We start from the raw sequence: 15,404 nt of genomic DNA, 5'->3' as shown, positions 1-15,404 counted from the left end.
GTCAGGCTTTGACGTGATCGGGAACAACCGGCTTGAAGTCGTGCGTGTCGACTCGGGCCCCGTCGGTGTCGAGTCCGTAAAGGGCGTGCCACTGACGGAAGATCGCGTTCATCGAAAATCGCTGAATCGCCCGTTGCCGGGCAACTGCACCCATTTCCTCGCGAAGCTGCCGGTCGTCGCGCAGCAGGGTCAGATATGCGGCCATCTCGTCGGCGTTCGACGCGACATAGCCGGTCACGCCGTGAATCACCACGTCGCGATTGCCCACGACATCCGTCACCACGGCCGGTATGCCGGCGACCTGCGCTTCGATCAATGCGACCGGCATGCCTTCCCATCGGGAGGTCTGGACGTAGATATCCAGTTCCGACGTCAGCGCGAGCGCGCGTGCGCGGGTGACCCAGCCGCTGCAGACGACTGCCCGGCGCTGGCCGGGGTCCGGAATCTCGGCGGCGTCGCCGCCGATCCAGAGAAACTCGACGTCCACGCCGTGCAGCGTGTCGGCAAGGCGCACGAATGCTTCATGATTTTTCTGGAACGACGCCCGGCCGCTCATCCCGATGACGACTTTGCGATCGTCGCGCGTTCGACGCGGTGGGATCTCCGCCGCATTGACGCCGTTTTCCACCAGGACTGCCGACTTCGCCCGGACCTTTCCCCGGATCTCGGCGAGTTCGCTGCCGGAGCACGCGACGATGGTTCCGCCGATGTGCGCCGCGATGCGCTCGAAGCTCAGGTAGGCATACTGCTTCATGCGCGACACGTCGCGGCGCAGGAACGAGAGTCCGTGCGGCGAGTAGAGGACCTTCGCATTCGGGGCGGCGATCCGGGCGGCGATTCGCCCCAGCACGCCGGCCTTCGACGAGTGCAGATGAATCGCGGTCGGCTTGCTGTCGCGCAGGTTCCGGACCAGCGCACGCAAGCTCCGCAGATCCTGTTTGACGCTCACCTCGCGCGCCATGTCGACGTACACGAGCTTCACGTCAGGCAGGAACAGCGTTGAAAAATCGGTCGGGGTTTCCGGTCGGATCGAATGCAGAACCGTCACGTCGACGCCGGTCGCCGCGGCATGGTTGGCGAGATGGGTCAGCATCGAAAGCACGCCGCCACCAAACGCTTCGGCGATATGAACGATCTTTTCTTGGGTCATCTTTCGGTCTAGCGATCCGATCGCACATTCATCGCCCGTTGTGACGATGAGCCGCCCGCGAATCGTGTTGTCTCGGTGTCGAGTTCGTTAAACTATGCATTCCTGATTGATAAATGCATGGCTGCCGTGGCCATTGGATCCTGCTGTCGCAGTCGCTTGTTCGAGCTGACGAGGCAGCCGGATGGTTTCCGCCGATGGAATATCGGGTCGACGTTGCCGGAGCGTGCCGAACACGACGCAGCGTGACGAACCAATGCCGCGTTCTCCGTGTCGGCTCGATTCATCCGAACATCGGATACCGGCGTTCGACTACGACGACTGGAGACGAGACAACGACGAAATCCGGTCAGTGCGCGTGAATCCACTGGTCCGGATCATTGTGCAGCGCATGCGCGACCCGCTGGGTGCGATGGCTTACCGAAGGCGCGACTCGGCGACGCTATCGAGCGTCGGCGTGATGGCCGGATGACTTCCGCACGCGCGCGAGCGGATTGGAGATATAGCGAATCGCACGGTTGCTGAGCGTTGCCGACGGCAGCAAGCATGCGAGTGACAGCCCGGCCACGGCCGTTTTCTTGGCGGGCCCCCAGAACGGGTTGCGCAGCACGGTTTGCCAGTAGCGCCCGGATTCGCACAGGAACCAGCGCCAGCGCCGCACGAGTGGGGCGTGATAGAGCGTGCTTGCGAAGCGGGCCTTCTCGATCGCGAAGTCGAGCGGCGCGATCGGCAATGCTTCGTGCAGCCGTGTGCCGGCAAGCATGCGCAGCGTCGCCCATCGGCGTTCGGCTTTCAGCGCGCCTGTCGCGGCGTCTTCCGAATTGGTGAGGGCGAGGGCCGGCGTGTCGGCGGACGGGGGCGTCCCCGGCTGCTGATGGACGCGATAGCCGCCGAGCGTTGCATCGATCATGTGTACGGCGCCGAGCAACGCGATACCGTAGATCGCATAGAAATCCGCGCCATGCAGGTTGTCCGGGGTGACGGGTACCGGAAAGATGCGCTTGAGTGCATCGACCCGATACGCGTTGCCCGATGCGGGCGGCGACGGGTACAGCCAGCCCGCGCGCAACAGGCGGCCGCAATCGGTGTCGACGGCCGACTGCGGCACGCTCGCCCCGGTCATTGCACCGTCCTGCGCGATCACGTCGAGCCGGAAATGCACCTTCACGAAGTCGCCGGACGCGAACGCGGCGAGCACGCGGGCCGCGGCGTCGGCATAGAGCAGGTCGTCAGCGTCGAGCAGGATCACGTAGCGCGTCGTGACATGTTCGAGCGCGCGGTTGTATGCGGCGACCTGACCGCGATTCTCCTGGAACACCGCCGTCACGCGCTCGCCGTACGAGCGAATGATGTCGCGCGAATCGTCGGTCGAACCGTCGTCGACGACCAGCACGCGTACACCGTGCGCGCCCTGCGCGAGCGCCGAATCGATCGCGTCGCGCAGGTATGCGCCGTGGTTGTAGTTGCAGATTGCGATGGTCAGGTCGGTCATGAACGGATTCTGGACGAGCGAAGTGCGGACGATCCGGGGGGCCGGCGGGCAGGGTTCGGTGCCCCGGCGCACGGCACGCCGAGACCGCGACGCGGGATCGGGTGCGACCGGTGCTGTCGGGCGATCCCGGCGCACGGTCGCGTCGCATGGTGGCCATGATACGTGTCGCAGGCCGGCACTCGGTTCGCGAGCCTACCGTTCCGCGATTCGCTTCATTGGAAGCGCGATGAATCGTCAACGGCATGTCGGATCCGCCGCGCAGGCGGGATGTATTGGTCTGTTGACGCACTGAAACGCGGCGGGTTCGAATGATCCAATCGAACGTAGTACACCGCCTGTTTCGGCGGTATCGCGGGCCGACAACTCGGCCGGCATGCAGCGATTCGGGCGCGCCGGCGGACGAGCGCGAAGTCATTCCAGGGAGTCGACTCGACATGCATAGATCACACGGCCCGATTCTTGCGCGTGCGGCGCTTGCCGCGATGTGCGTGGCAGGCGGGCTGGCTTGGCCGGGCAGTGCCGCGGCGGCATCCGGCACGCCTGCGCCTGGTGTGTTTCATTTGGCTGTACCGGATGCGTACGTTCGTCCCGCTGCGGACGCGGCCGATCAGGCCGACATGCTGCAACATGCGCTGGACGCGTTGCAGCCTGGCCAGCGACTGGTGTTCGCGCCGGGGCGGTATGTGGTCGGCCGGTCGCTGGTCGTGCGTCAGCGGAATGTGGTGTTGTCGGGCTACGGCGCGACGCTGATCGCGACAACCCCCGGCGACCAGACGGTCGAGATGCGCGGCGAGGGTACGACGCTCGTCGGTTTTCGGCTCACCGGAACCGGCACGACACGCCTCACGACGCCGGAGTCTTCGAAGGTCGAGGTGACGGGGCGCGGCGTGCAGGTGCTCGACAACGTCATCGACGGTGGCGCGGGCGGCGGGATCTTCGTGTTCGGCGGCGCTGACGTCGCGATCGTCGGCAACGAGGTGCTGTCGACGCTGGCCGACGGCATTCACATGACGCACGGCTCGCACAACGTGCTCGTGCAGGGCAACGTCGTGCGCGGGACCGGCGACGACATGATCGCCGTCGTGAGTTACCAGGCGGAAGGCGTGCTGACGCGCAACGTGCTGATTACCGGCAACTCGCTGGAGGGCAACCCGTGGGGCCGGGGCATCACGGTGGTCGGCGGTGCGAACGTCACCATCTCGAACAATATCGTGCGCAACGTACAGGTGAGCTCGGGCATTCTCGTCGCGCAGGAAGACAGCAATCGAACTGCCGGCTCGTCCGACATCCGTATCGAGGGCAACTCGATCGCGGATATCCAGACAGCGACGGGCCGGGCCGATCCTCGTCCGGTCACGCAGCAGGCGGCGATCGAGGTCAGCACGTGGTCGGGTTCGGTGTCGCGCGTGACCGTGATCGGCAACCGCGTGTCGCATGCGCGATTCGACGGCATTCGCCTGTGGGGAAACGTGTCGGGCGTGCGGCTCGCGGACAATCAACTGTCGGGGATCGGCGGAATGCCGGTCCGTGTCGACCCCGCGCACGATTGCGCGACCGGCCGACCGGCGGGGGCGTCGGGAGCGCAGGCGAGGGGCGCGCCGTGTGCGGCCGCGCGTCAGCCGCTGTCGGCGGCAGGTGACGCGATCGGCGCGGATACGTCGTTGTTGCCGCGCGTGCGCGAATCGGTCAGGCAAGCGCGCTGGTCGCAAGGCGGCATCGACTGATCGTGCGTCGCGTGGGCCGCGGTTCGGCGACGCCATGCGGCGAATAGGCGGCCACCCCTTGTTCGCGCGGCGGCGCGCATCGCCATCGCGCACACCGCCTCGATCCGCATGCGCTTACCGGATGACGTTGCGTTCCGCGGTTTCCTCGTCCGGTTCGCGCGAGGCGAGCGACGGTCGCTGCCGTGCGTTCTCGACGACCGGCCTTCCATACTGATCATCAAACCGCACGATATCGTCTTCGCCGAGATAATCACCCGACTGCACCTCGATGATCTCGAGCGGAATCCGGCCGGGATTCTCGAGGCGGTGGACCTCGCCGACAGCGATATAGGTCGATTCGTTTTCGCTGAGCAGGAAGGTCTCGTTGCCGCGCGTGACCTTCGCGGTGCCGCGCACGACGATCCAGTGCTCGGCGCGGTGATAGTGCATCTGCAGCGACAGCCGCTTGCCGGGTTCGACGACGATCCGCTTCACCTGGAACCGCTCGCCGAGATCGATCGAATCGTAGTGACCCCACGGCCGCTGCACCTTGCGATGTTCGCTCGCCTGCGGGCGCTGCTCGGTCTTCAGGCGCGCGACGATGTTCTTCACGCGCTGCACGTCGTGCTTGTTCGCGACCAGCACCGCATCTGGCGTCTCGATCACGACGACGTCCTTCATCCCGACGCACGCGATCAGCCGGCCCTCCGAGCGCACGAGACTGTCCTGCGTGTCCTCGAACACGATCGGGCCGCGCGCGACGTTGCCCTGATCGTCCTTCGGCATGATTTCCCAGATCGCATCCCAGGTCCCGACGTCCGACCAGCCTGCGGACAGCGGTACCACGATCCCTTCGATGCCGAGTTCGGGGTGCTCCGCGAGGCGTTCCATGACCGCGTAGTCGATCGAGTCGGACGGGCACGCGTCGAAGGCCGCCGCGTCGATCCGGAAGAACGGATGCTCGGCGGTGCCCGCGCGCCATGCCGCGTCGCAGGCCGCATGGATGTCGGGTGCGAGCGCGCGGATCGCCTTCAGCCAGGTCGATGCGCGCGTGACGAAAATCCCGCTGTTCCACCAGTAATCGCCCGAATGCAGGTACCGCTCGGCGAGCGCGGCGTTCGGCTTCTCGACGAAGCGCCCGATCGCATAGCCGCCTTGTCCACCGAGGCGGCCGGCGCGCGGTTCGCCGACCTGGATGTAGCCGTAGCCGGTTTCCGCGCGGCGCGGCAGCACGCCGAGCGTGACGACCGCGCCTTCCTGCGCGTAGCGCGCCGCGCGCCCGACCGCTTCCTGGAATGCGGCGACGTCGCCGATCACGTGATCGGCCGGCATGACCGCGAGGATGGGATCGTCCGCGAGCACGCTGGCGTCGAGCGCCGCGAGCGTCAGCGCGGGCGCCGTATTGCGCGCGGCCGGTTCGAGCAGGATGCGGGCGGGGGCCGCGCGCCCGAGCACCTGCGCGGCGCTCATGATGCGATGCTGTTCGCCGCACACCAGCAGCAGCGTGTCGCCGAGCGCCGCGTTCGCGATGCCGTTCAGGCGGCGCGCGGTCGCCGACAGCGGCGATTCGTTCGAGGTCAGCTCGATCAGCTGTTTCGGATACTGCTCGCGCGACAGCGGCCAGAGGCGCGTGCCGGAACCACCGGCGAGTATGACGGGCAGGACGCAGGGCAACTCGGGATCGGGAACCGGGCGAAGGTTGGCGTTCATCGATTGGCTCCGGTATCGGCGGGCAGCCGGTTGTGTACGCGGCCGTCGACGCGCGTGTCCTCGTTGCGCGATCGCGGCGCCGAGACGGTCCGGGACAGCAACTGACGCAGCGCGCCGGCGGCGCGGTCGGCGGGCCGGACGAGACCGACGAACGGCGCGCCCTGTTCGAGATAGGGACCGTAGGCCTTGCGGAATCCGAAACGTTTGTAGAAGGACTGGCGTTGCGCGGGAACGTGCGTGCGCACCGCCACGTCGGGCCATGCGGCCTGCGCGGCCGTGAGCGCACGCTGCATGAGTTGCTCGAGGGTGCGGTCGTCGCGACATGCCTCGCTCGTCAGCACCTTGTCGATCACGACGTCCGGATCGGCGTCGTCGCCGGGCAGCACGCGCGCGTAGGCGACGACTTCCGTCGTGTCGCCCTTGTGCATGCACGCGAACACGTGCAGCGCATGCGCATCCTTGCCGTCGATGTCGAGATACGTATGCGCATCCTCGACCACCAGCACTGCGTTGCGCGAGCGCAGGATTGCATAGAGATCGACGGCGCTCAGATGTTCGAATTCACAACAATGCCATTCCATGATGCGGTCCTCGTGTGAAGCCTTCAGCACGCCGAGCCGCATGAACGCGTTTGTCCGGTGCGGCTCGCCGATGTCCATGATGCGGATGCGGGGCGCGCCGGTCTGTTCGAAAGCGTACTCACACTCCCGTTATGCCCGTTTCGTGCGGGCGATGCCGGCAGCGCGAAACGGGCCGTGACGTGAGCGGGGCACTGTGCGGTATCACACAGTGGCCGCATGCCGGCTTTCCCATAATTGATTCGTCGCGACTGTCCGCTGCGAACCGCGCAGCGGGCAGTCCGCATCGAACGCGATTGAAGAATCGGGGGCTGTACTTGAGATTGCGATCGTTCACGGCGGGTCGGCCGCGCATCGCGACCGGCTGCTCGCAGGCCGGCATCTGCCGCATCGTCGATGTCCTCGCGATGCGCGCATCCCTCATCCGGACGCGATCGTTTCGGCGCGCCGGCCAACACGCGCATACTTGCGACGGTGCGCTGCCGGATGCTTTCGCGCTGCATGCGGCCCTGCACCAGCACAGTGCCCGTCGCGCCGGCCTGTCGGCAGCGATCATGGGTGGCGCGACACGCATGGACGCCATGCTGCATCGCGTCAGGAGACGGACGGCACGACCGGCTGCTTCGTTACGATGTTGTAACCAACACGCGCGGTTCGCCCGCGTTCGATGCGTGATGGCGGTGTCGCACGGGGCGCGCGATTATCCACGGATGCAAAACGCTTCCCGGATTATTTGCGCGATTCAAGCGAGAATCGCGGGCAATGGAAGGCGCCGATCTTGCGGAAAAGTGGTATTTGGCACTGATAGACGGGAATGGTCGTGGATAATCAAATCTGAGGCGCTAAACGCGCGCCGTGCGCGCCGGGGCGGCAGCGTAATCGGCTGAATCGATTTTATCTTTTAGTAACAAGGCCATCTCGATACGGGGTGTAGATTCAGGAACGGATGAAATGAGGCCACCATTCCGAAAGCGGGTTGGCGGCCATCCGGTTCAGCATCGGGCGCGGCTGTCGTGTACGACGCGACGCAAATGCGGACGGAAATCCCGTTTGCCGACGCGCTCCGCCTGACGGCGCGTCGTATGAAAGCCGGAACGCCGCGGCTCCCGCGGCCGCGCGTTCCCTTCGAGTTCGATGACAACGAGGCCGGATGACATTCGGCTCGACCTCCGGGGGCTCTCGCCGTGTGCAGTTTCGATCTTCGCCAAAGCTGCGGAAACGCAGCGCGGACAGGTGGCCATGCGCCGCCGGCCGCAGCGCACGCGAACGGTTCGCGGAGTGGAGAAAGTGATGGTTCGCTATGAATATGCCAATAACGCGCGATAAGAGCGCCGGCGGGGAGAGGATTACCGGGCAGCGTCCTCTGATTTACTGGACCCAGTCGCCGTCCGTCATGCTGCGCAAGGAACTCGCGCGACGCGACTGGAAAGTGACGCTCGTCGCGCACGCCAGCGAATTGCGCGATACCTCCGGCGAAATCACCTGCGGCATCCTCGACCTGAGCGGCGGTCACGCCGACGCGATCGGCAGCATCGCGTCGACCTGCGCGTCGATGCGCGACGTCGTGTGGGTCGCGCTCGTCGAGACCGGCCAGACCGCCTCGCCGAACGTGCGCGCGCTGTTGCGCGACTATTGCTTCGACTACATCACGTTGCCCGCGTCGCACCAACGCATTGCCGATACGGTCGGCCATGCGTACGGAATGGAATGCCTGTTCGCGCGCGATCGGGAACGCCTCGAATCGCAGGAGAACGGCATCGTCGGCACCTGCAGCGCGATGCTGCGGCTGTTCGATACGGTGCGGCGCTTCGCGCGCACCGACGCGCCCGTGTTCGTGTTCGGCGAGACGGGAACCGGCAAGGAACTGACGGCCGTCGCGATCCATCGTCATTCGGAACGGCGCAACGGCCCGTTCGTCGCGGTCAACTGCGGAGCGATCCCGCCCCACCTGCTGCAATCGGAACTGTTCGGTTATGAGCGCGGCGCGTTTACCGGCGCGAACGCGCGCAAGATCGGCTACGTCGAAGCCGCAAACGGCGGCACGCTGCTGCTCGACGAAATCGGCGACCTGCCGCACGAGAGCCAGGCGAGCCTGCTGCGCTTCCTGCAGGAGCGCGCGATCCATCGCCTCGGCGGCAGCGACCCGGTGCCGGTCGACGTGCGGATCGTCTCCGCGACGCACGTCGACCTGCGCGAAGCGATGGAAGAAGGGCGTTTCCGCGCGGACCTGTTCCACCGCCTTTGCGTGATGCGCATCGACCAGCCGCCGCTGCGCGCGCGCGGCAAGGACATCGAGCTGCTCGCGCATCACATGCTCGAACGCTTTCGTGGCGACGCGCGCCATCGCGTGCGCGGCTTTTCGACGGATGCGATCACGGCGCTCTACAAGCATGACTGGCCGGGCAACGTGCGCGAACTGATCAACCGCGTGCGGCGCGCGGTCGTGATGACGGAAGGGCGCCTGATCACCGCGCAGGACCTCGAGCTCGAATACTGTCTCGACGCGGCGTCGCCGTCGGTGGCCGACATCCGCAAGTCGATCGAGCGCGAAGCGATCGAAACCGCGCTGCTGCGCACGCGCGGACGCGTCGCCGCATCCGCGCGCGAGCTCGGCGTGTCGCGTGCAACGCTCTATCGCTGGATGGAAGCGTACGGCATCGAGCGGCCGCGCAGCACGGGGTCGTCGGACTGACGCGCGCGGTGCGGCCGCGCGAGCGTGTGCGCGTGCGTGATCCCGGTCCCGCGCCCGCTCGCGTCAGCCGGTCAACGCCGCACGCACGGTTCGCGCGGCGTTGACTGCGCGGATTTCGACGGTCGGTGGCGCGCCGGAGGCAGCATGGGCGCCGGTGTTCGCGAGCGGCACGAGCGCGACACGCGCCGGCGTGCCGGGCGCGAGATCGAACCAGTCGTCGCGCGGCACGAAGCCCGGTGCATCGATCTGCACGTGACGTGCGACGTGGCGCGTTCCGATGTCGACGTGCCACGTGTCGCCGGTGCGCGACACGCATGCCTCGATGCCGGGTTCGCGACGGGCGAACACGGCCGGGTGCGTGCGGGACGGGAAGTAGAACGCCTGCGACAGCAGCGTGCCGTCGTCGGCGCGCAGTGTCGCGACGACGGTATCGTGCTCGCACGGGCCGAAGCGATACGCGTAGGTCCAGTCGAAGAAGCGGCCGAGCAATTCGGCCGAATCGAGCCGCACCGTGTCGTGCGCGGCGATCCGGACCGGAGCGCCGGCACGCGCGAGCGGCGTGCGGCCGTCGCGCAGCGCGACCAGCTCGACGGCCGCCGACAGCGGCGCCGGCCGCTCGTTGATCACGTGCACGTCGAGCCCGTTCAGCCCTTCGTCGACGAGCAGGACCTGCACGGGCTGAAGTACCTGGCGCAGCGCATACCACGCCGATTTCGGCCGATGCGCCGCATCGAGCAAGCCCCATCCGGCGCCCGCCATCACATCCTGGAACTGCCAGACGAGCGCACCCGCGCAGCGTGAGCCGGTGCGCCGCCACTCCGAGAACGTGTCCCGCATCAGTTCCGCGATCACCGCGCGCGACAGCTCGAAGTAGCGCGACGGATCCTCGCGCCGCAGGCGGTCGGGCGCCACGTCGTACAACGTCTGCAGATAATGATCGCGAATATCGTCGAAATCCCACGACGTGCCGGGGTCGCGCGGCACGGCCGCTTTCCACCGCGGCTCGTGCACGCCCGGCCAGCCGAGGCTGGCGAGCATCGCATCGCACGGCACGTTCGCGAACGCGAGGCATTCGCTCGCGAAGCGCACGTCGGCGCGACGCGCGTCGTCGAGCGGGCGAAGGTACGCGCCGACACCGTAATAGTGCGACACGCGCTCGCGCGGCATGAACGGCAGCACGCCGCCGTCGGGCGAGTCGGGGACGTACAGCGCGTCGGGCCGCCGTGCCGCCCCGTGGTCGGCGAGGCGCTCGGCGGTCAGTTCGAGGAAGCGCTGCTTCGGCCCGAGACCCGACATCGCGCCCTGCTGCGCAATCTCGCTGCCGCCGCACAGCACCGCGAGCGACGGCGACGCGCGTACGCGCGTGAGGAACTGCTCGGCTTCGCGACCGACGGCGTCCGCGAAGGCGCGATCGTCGAGCGCATAGTCGAAGTTCGCGAACATGAAGTCCTGCCAGACGAGCAGTCCGAGCCGGTCGCACCACGCATGGAATGCGTCGGCCTCGTAGGTCATCGTGCCGCCGACGCGAATCATGTTGAAGCCGGCGTCGCGCGCGTATCCGAGCAGGCGGCCGTAGGTCGCGTCGTCGGCGTGCAGCGCGAGCGGTGCGGCGCTGCTCCAGCATGCGCCGCGCGCGAACACGCGCACGCCGTTGACGCGCAACCCGAACCCCTTGCCGTCGTCGCCCGCGTCCGGTTCGATCGTGCGAAAGCCCGTCGCGCCGAGCGGCCGCCGTTCGGCACCGATGTGCAATGCGACGTCGTAAAGCACCGGTTCGCCATGCGTGTGCGGCCACCAGCGGCGCACGTTCGGCACCGCGACGGTCGCATGGAGCCGGTCGGCGCCGCGGCGTTCGAGCGTCGCGTGGTGCTCGCCGCACGACAGCCGGGCCGCAAACGCCTCGGGCAGCGGCCCGGCGAATGTGAGTGCCGCATCGAGCCAGCCGGTATCGCCGTCGATGCGGGCGTGCAGGTCGCAATGAACGAGAACGGGACCGTCGGCAGGGTCCAGCACGTCGACGGGCCGCCACGGACCGGTCGGCACGCAGCGCGGAAACCAGCCGGGCATGTGCCCGAGCAGCGACGTGCGAACGGTGCGCAACGTCGCCGGTTCGGCGAGCCGCGTGCGCCAGCGTGCGCGGCGCGGTGCGCGCACATCGCGCAGGTGCGGCGCGAGGGCGCGGAAGCAGACGGTCAACCGGTGCGTGCCGTCGAGCGACACGGGCACGTCGTGCGCGACGAACATGCTGTCCGAGCGCAGGATCGGCGTGTCGTCGAGCCATGCCTCGGCGAGCGTCGCGAGGCCGTGAAAGCGCAGCACGCGCGGCCCGTGGCCGTGCAGTTCGACGCGATACCAGTGGTCGCGCTCGTCGAGCGACGCGGTATCGTCGGCCCGGCCGGCCAGTGCGAGCGCCTGCGCGACCGTGCCGGGGACGGGTGCGGCGATCCAGCCGTCGGCCGGAAGATCGAGCGGCCCGCGCGCGCCACCCGCGGGCGTGGCGAGCAGCGACCACGCGAGCGCGGCATGCGCGCGCATCACCGCACCAACGGCACGGCGGCCGCGTCGACGCGCACGGGCGCCGCGTGCTGCAGCGGCGGGGCGATCTGCCGCGCGCAGTCGATCAGGTCGGCGTAAGCCGCTTCGATCGCTTCGAGCGTCGCGTCGCCGCGCTCTTCCTTGCCGCGCGCACACGCCCGCGCCAGCCGGAACTCCAGCACCATCGCCTCGGATGCGATGCGGTCGCAGGCGGTACGAATCTCGGCGAACGGCCCGACGCAGCCGCTCGCCTGCAGCCAGCGCGCGTAATGGCCGAACAGTTCGAAGTTCGCGCCGAGTTGCCGCACCGAATTGAACGAGTACGCGTGGAAGCGTTCGAGCGGGGAATCGGCGAGCGATTTCGCATCGAGCTGCAGCTGGCGTCGGAACGCCGTGACCGGATTGACGACCGGCAGCCGGCGCAGATGCCGCTGCAGCGACGCGAGCGAGACCTCGCACAGCGCGCGCTCGTCGAGCGGTGCGAAACGCCGCTTCGCGCACTCGACGTACGGCGGCAGCGGCATCGGCGAACAGCCGCCGACGAGCCCGTTGTAGTCGAAGTCCTCGGCCACGTAATAGCCGCTGTTGTGGAAGTAGCCTATCTGGCGGCGCGTGCGATCGATCGAGTCGATGCCGATCGTCGTCTTCGTATGCTGCGTACGGTAGCTGCTGCCGCGCGTGTCCGGCAGGAACCACGCGTCGACCTCGACGATCATCAGATGACCGCGCGCGACCTGCGTCTCGATGTGCTGGTCGAGCGGCTCGTAGATCGAGTGTTCCTGCACGACGATGCCGTACAGCCGCTCCAGTTCGTCGTGCGGAAACTTGAAGAACGTGAACTGGTCACCCTCGAAGTCGAGCGCGATCGTAAACGGCAGCGCCGCGTATGGGTTGAGGCCCCACCAGCGGAGCACCTCGAGCCACATGTCGACATAGCAGTTGGTCTGTTTCCAGACCATCTCCTGACTGTGCAGCGGGTGCGGCCGATAGTGGCGTGCGCGGTGGCGCACGTCCTCGAACGACGCGTCCTCGCCGTCGCGGGACACGAATTTCATCGCGTACCCCACAGCACGTCGCGAACGTCGGCCGGCCATGCGTCGAGCTCGAAACCGTGATGACGGAACAGCGCGAGCGTCAGCCGCTCGAGGCCGAAGCCGACGCAGCCCGTATGCGCGACGTCGCCCGTCGCGGTGCGGATGTCCCACAGCAGCCCGAAGTGATCCATGTGGTAGTTGAAGCTCAGGCACGCGGTCTGGCGGTCGTCGTGCTCGATCGGGATCAGCAGCTCGAACTTCAGGTTCTGCTCGCGCTGGCTGTTCGCGACGATCTTGCCGCCGCGCCCGAAGAACGGATCGTTCGCGAGATCGATCGCGTTCGGCAGTTGCAGCGCCTCGATCATCCGTGTGCCGCGCTCCATCCACGTCGCGCGGAACGCGACGATCTGCTCGGGCGTGCCGATGCGTATGTATTCGCGCATCCGGAACAGCTGCATGCGGGTCGGGTCGAGCGACGGCTCGTGGCGGAAGCAATACGAGAACACGTCGACGATGCGGCCGTCGTCGGGCAGCGCACCGGCGCGCGCGACGACCGGATAGACCGGATAGCAGGCGGCCGGCGTCATCACGACGTAGGTCGGCTTCTGGCTTTCGGTCCAGTCCTCGCCGCGGTCGAGACACTGCAGCAAGCGCTGGTGCCGCTGTTCGTCGCCGCAGAATGCATGCACGCTGCCCGCGAGTTGCGGGAAGCTCTTCATGTATTCGCTGCGCTCGAATTCGGTGCGGCTCATCGCCGGCGGGAAGCGCAGCACTTCGGCCTGCTGGTCGGCGCCGAGGCGCGTGACGAAGGCGTCGAGCGCTTCGACGACGCGCTCGAACCGCTCGCTGCGGCCGAACAGGCCCTGGATGCCGGTCGACACGAGCAGTCCCGCATCGATCAGCTCGTCGCGTAGCGGATTGACGCCCGCGCGGTCGAGCGGCGCGTCGGACGGGGTGGCGGCGGAAGGCACGGAGAGGCGATCGTTCACGAATGTTTCTCCAGCGTCGCGGGACGCAGTGCGAGCAGCAGGCTCGAGGTATTGGCGGCAATGCGGTCGTTGCTGATCATCAGCGGCGCCGCGTGCAGGTCGCGCAGGTGGCGGCCGATGCTGAACGGCGTGCCGTGCTTGTAGCCGGCCATCCCGCAGATCATCATCGCCTGCTGGGCGACTTCGAGCGCGGTCGACGACACATAGGTCTTCAGCGTGTTGATCTCGGCGGCCCAGGCCATGCCGGCCGACCACGAGCGGGGCGACGCGCTGGCATAGAGGCGCAGCACGCTGTCGACGCGGGCCTGCATCGCCTGCATCAGCGCAAGCGATTCGGCGATGCGCCGCGACGCGGGCGACGGCGCACCGTCGGTCTGGCGCGCCTGCGTGCGGAAGAACTGGTGCGCGCGATGGAACGCGTCGCCGGCCACGCCGATCCACACCGCCGCCCACAGGATGTGCGAAACCGGCACCATCGTCTGTTCGGCGATCTGCGCGAACGGCACGGGCAGGCACTGCACGGTCGTGCCCTGTGCATCGAGCACGAAGCCGTTGCTGCACGTGCCGCGCATGCCGAGCGTGTCCCATTCGCCGCGGCGCGTGAGCGTATAGCCGTCGCGCAGCACCGTGACGAGCACCTGCTCGGACGCCGGCGCGTCGGCGTCGCGCCGCGCGGTCGCGAGGATGCCGTCCGCGTAGTCGCCGTACGAGATCGTCGGCGCGGATTTGTGCAGCCGGAATTCGCCGCCGTTGGCCTCGAGCGCGCACTGGCTCGCGCGCAGGTTGCCGCCGACGCCGTCCTCCGACGTCGCCGACGCGAGCAGCCACTGATGGCGCACGAGCTGTTGCAGGAACAGCTTGTGCCAGCCCTGGTCGGCCGCGTGATTGACGATGCAGGCCACCTGGATCTGGTGCATCGCGAACACCATCGCCGACGACGCGCAGGCCTGGCCGAGGATCGAGCATGCCGATGCGACGTCGGCCAGCGACGCGCCGGCGCCGCCGAGCCGGGTCGGGACCATTGCGCTCAGCAGGCGGCGCGCACGCATGGCCTCGATCGCCTCGACAGGGCAGCGCGCGTCCCGGTCGACCGCATCCGCGTGCTGGGCGGCGATTTGCGCGACGGCGTGCGCGGCCTCGTCGAGCCGGCGTGGTTCGTCGTCGGCCGCGAGTTCGGGAAGCAGCGCGCTCATGCGGAATGCTCGGCGCGCTGCAGGGTCGCAATGGTGTCCGCGAGCGCGTCGACGCTGCGGAACAGATTGCGGTTCAGCATCTCGTCGGGAATCTCGATGTTGAACTGCTTCTCGATCGCGAGCATCAGCTGGATCGTATCGAGCGAGGAGAGGCCCGCTTCGTAGAGGTCATCCCCGTCACCGATCGAGTCGATCGCGGCTTCGAGGTGGGCGACGTGCTTGAGGATGGTTCTGATTTCGTTTTTCACGTGCTGCTCCGGCGTGTGAGGTGTCGTCCGCAAGGGCGGACGCGCGCAGCGCGCTGACATCCCCCCGGCAGTCCGGCATCAGT

General features: G+C 67.7%; 11 protein-coding genes. 2 read left to right on the top strand and 9 right to left on the bottom strand.

What is annotated here, in order from left to right; all coding sequences use genetic code 11:
- Nucleotide 1: 1 nt before the first annotated feature.
- Both DIE02_RS04880 and DIE02_RS04875 read right to left on the bottom strand, forming a co-directional pair.
- On the bottom strand, nt 2-1,150 hold the full coding sequence (locus DIE02_RS04880) for a glycosyltransferase (protein WP_124484971.1): 1,149 nt from the start codon (nt 1,148-1,150) through the stop codon (nt 2-4).
- A 439-nt stretch (nt 1,151-1,589) separates the two neighbouring features.
- Nucleotides 1,590-2,639 carry a glycosyltransferase family 2 protein gene (locus DIE02_RS04875; protein ID WP_124484970.1) on the bottom strand — a complete coding sequence of 350 codons (1,050 nt, stop codon included), beginning with the start codon at nt 2,637-2,639 and terminating at the stop codon, nt 1,590-1,592.
- A gap of 434 nt (nt 2,640-3,073) precedes the next feature.
- Between DIE02_RS04875 and DIE02_RS04870 the strand changes: the two genes are divergently transcribed.
- Nucleotides 3,074-4,363, top strand: coding sequence for a right-handed parallel beta-helix repeat-containing protein (locus tag DIE02_RS04870; protein ID WP_124528841.1), 1,290 nt, complete (start codon nt 3,074-3,076; stop codon nt 4,361-4,363).
- Nucleotides 4,364-4,477: 114 nt separating this feature from the next.
- Here the strand turns inward: DIE02_RS04870 and DIE02_RS04865 are convergent, their stop codons facing one another.
- Together DIE02_RS04865 and DIE02_RS04860 are read right to left on the bottom strand one after the other, a co-directional pair.
- On the bottom strand, nt 4,478-6,052 hold the full coding sequence (locus DIE02_RS04865; protein ID WP_124484969.1) for a mannose-1-phosphate guanylyltransferase/mannose-6-phosphate isomerase: 1,575 nt from the start codon (nt 6,050-6,052) through the stop codon (nt 4,478-4,480).
- The gene (locus DIE02_RS04860) at nt 6,049-6,633 is read right to left on the bottom strand and encodes a drug:proton antiporter (protein ID WP_124485079.1); all 585 of its coding nucleotides are present in this window, start codon (nt 6,631-6,633) and stop codon (nt 6,049-6,051) included. Before DIE02_RS04860 ends, DIE02_RS04865 begins: the two co-directional genes overlap by 4 nt.
- Nucleotides 6,634-7,930: 1,297 nt before the next feature.
- On the opposite strand from DIE02_RS04860, the gene DIE02_RS04855 reads away from it, so the two are divergent.
- On the top strand, nt 7,931-9,322 hold the full coding sequence (locus DIE02_RS04855; protein WP_185500279.1) for a sigma-54 dependent transcriptional regulator: 1,392 nt from the start codon (nt 7,931-7,933) through the stop codon (nt 9,320-9,322).
- 63 nt (nt 9,323-9,385) lie between these two features.
- Here the strand turns inward: DIE02_RS04855 and DIE02_RS04850 are convergent, their stop codons facing one another.
- The 5 genes from DIE02_RS04850 to DIE02_RS04830 are packed head-to-tail and all read right to left on the bottom strand — an operon-like array spanning nt 9,386 to nt 15,321.
- Nucleotides 9,386-11,857 (bottom strand): glycosyl hydrolase 2 galactose-binding domain-containing protein, encoded by a 2,472-nt coding sequence (locus DIE02_RS04850; RefSeq protein WP_185702581.1) that lies wholly within the window; start codon nt 11,855-11,857, stop codon nt 9,386-9,388.
- A complete protein-coding gene (locus DIE02_RS04845; protein ID WP_124484966.1) occupies nt 11,857-12,912 on the bottom strand; it encodes a DUF1839 family protein in 1,056 nt (351 codons plus the stop codon). The genes DIE02_RS04850 and DIE02_RS04845 overlap by 1 nt, the downstream gene beginning before the upstream one ends.
- Nucleotides 12,909-13,880 carry an amino acid--[acyl-carrier-protein] ligase gene (locus tag DIE02_RS04840; RefSeq protein WP_124484965.1) on the bottom strand — a complete coding sequence of 324 codons (972 nt, stop codon included), beginning with the start codon at nt 13,878-13,880 and terminating at the stop codon, nt 12,909-12,911. The genes DIE02_RS04845 and DIE02_RS04840 overlap by 4 nt, the downstream gene beginning before the upstream one ends.
- A complete protein-coding gene (locus tag DIE02_RS04835) occupies nt 13,877-15,073 on the bottom strand; it encodes an acyl-CoA dehydrogenase family protein (RefSeq protein ID WP_124484964.1) in 1,197 nt (398 codons plus the stop codon). Before DIE02_RS04835 ends, DIE02_RS04840 begins: the two co-directional genes overlap by 4 nt.
- Nucleotides 15,070-15,321, bottom strand: coding sequence for an acyl carrier protein (locus DIE02_RS04830; protein WP_044842951.1), 252 nt, complete (start codon nt 15,319-15,321; stop codon nt 15,070-15,072). The genes DIE02_RS04835 and DIE02_RS04830 overlap by 4 nt, the downstream gene beginning before the upstream one ends.
- Nucleotides 15,322-15,404 lie beyond the last annotated feature (83 nt).

This window comes from Burkholderia sp. Bp8991 (genome assembly GCF_003853795.1).
GTDB lineage: Bacteria > Pseudomonadota > Gammaproteobacteria > Burkholderiales > Burkholderiaceae > Burkholderia.
The sequence above is the reverse complement of the archived record's forward strand: the minus strand, read 5'-3'. Positions and strand labels throughout refer to the sequence as shown.

Bases quoted from the DNA above. Each gene is read 5' to 3' on its own strand.
- DIE02_RS04880 (WP_124484971.1), bottom strand. From the start codon at position 1,150: ATGACCCAAGAAAAGATCGTTCATATCGCCGAAGCGTTTGGTGGCGGC.
- DIE02_RS04870 (WP_124528841.1), top strand. From the start codon at position 3,074: ATGCATAGATCACACGGCCCGATTCTTGCGCGTGCGGCGCTTGCCGCG.
- DIE02_RS04845 (WP_124484966.1), bottom strand. From the start codon at position 12,912: ATGAAATTCGTGTCCCGCGACGGCGAGGACGCGTCGTTCGAGGACGTG.
- DIE02_RS04855 (WP_185500279.1), top strand. From the start codon at position 7,931: ATGAATATGCCAATAACGCGCGATAAGAGCGCCGGCGGGGAGAGGATT.
- DIE02_RS04875 (WP_124484970.1), bottom strand. From the start codon at position 2,639: ATGACCGACCTGACCATCGCAATCTGCAACTACAACCACGGCGCATAC.
- DIE02_RS04835 (WP_124484964.1), bottom strand. From the start codon at position 15,073: ATGAGCGCGCTGCTTCCCGAACTCGCGGCCGACGACGAACCACGCCGG.
- DIE02_RS04850 (WP_185702581.1), bottom strand. From the start codon at position 11,857: ATGCGCGCGCATGCCGCGCTCGCGTGGTCGCTGCTCGCCACGCCCGCG.
- DIE02_RS04860 (WP_124485079.1), bottom strand. From the start codon at position 6,633: ATGGAATGGCATTGTTGTGAATTCGAACATCTGAGCGCCGTCGATCTC.
- DIE02_RS04865 (WP_124484969.1), bottom strand. From the start codon at position 6,052: ATGAACGCCAACCTTCGCCCGGTTCCCGATCCCGAGTTGCCCTGCGTC.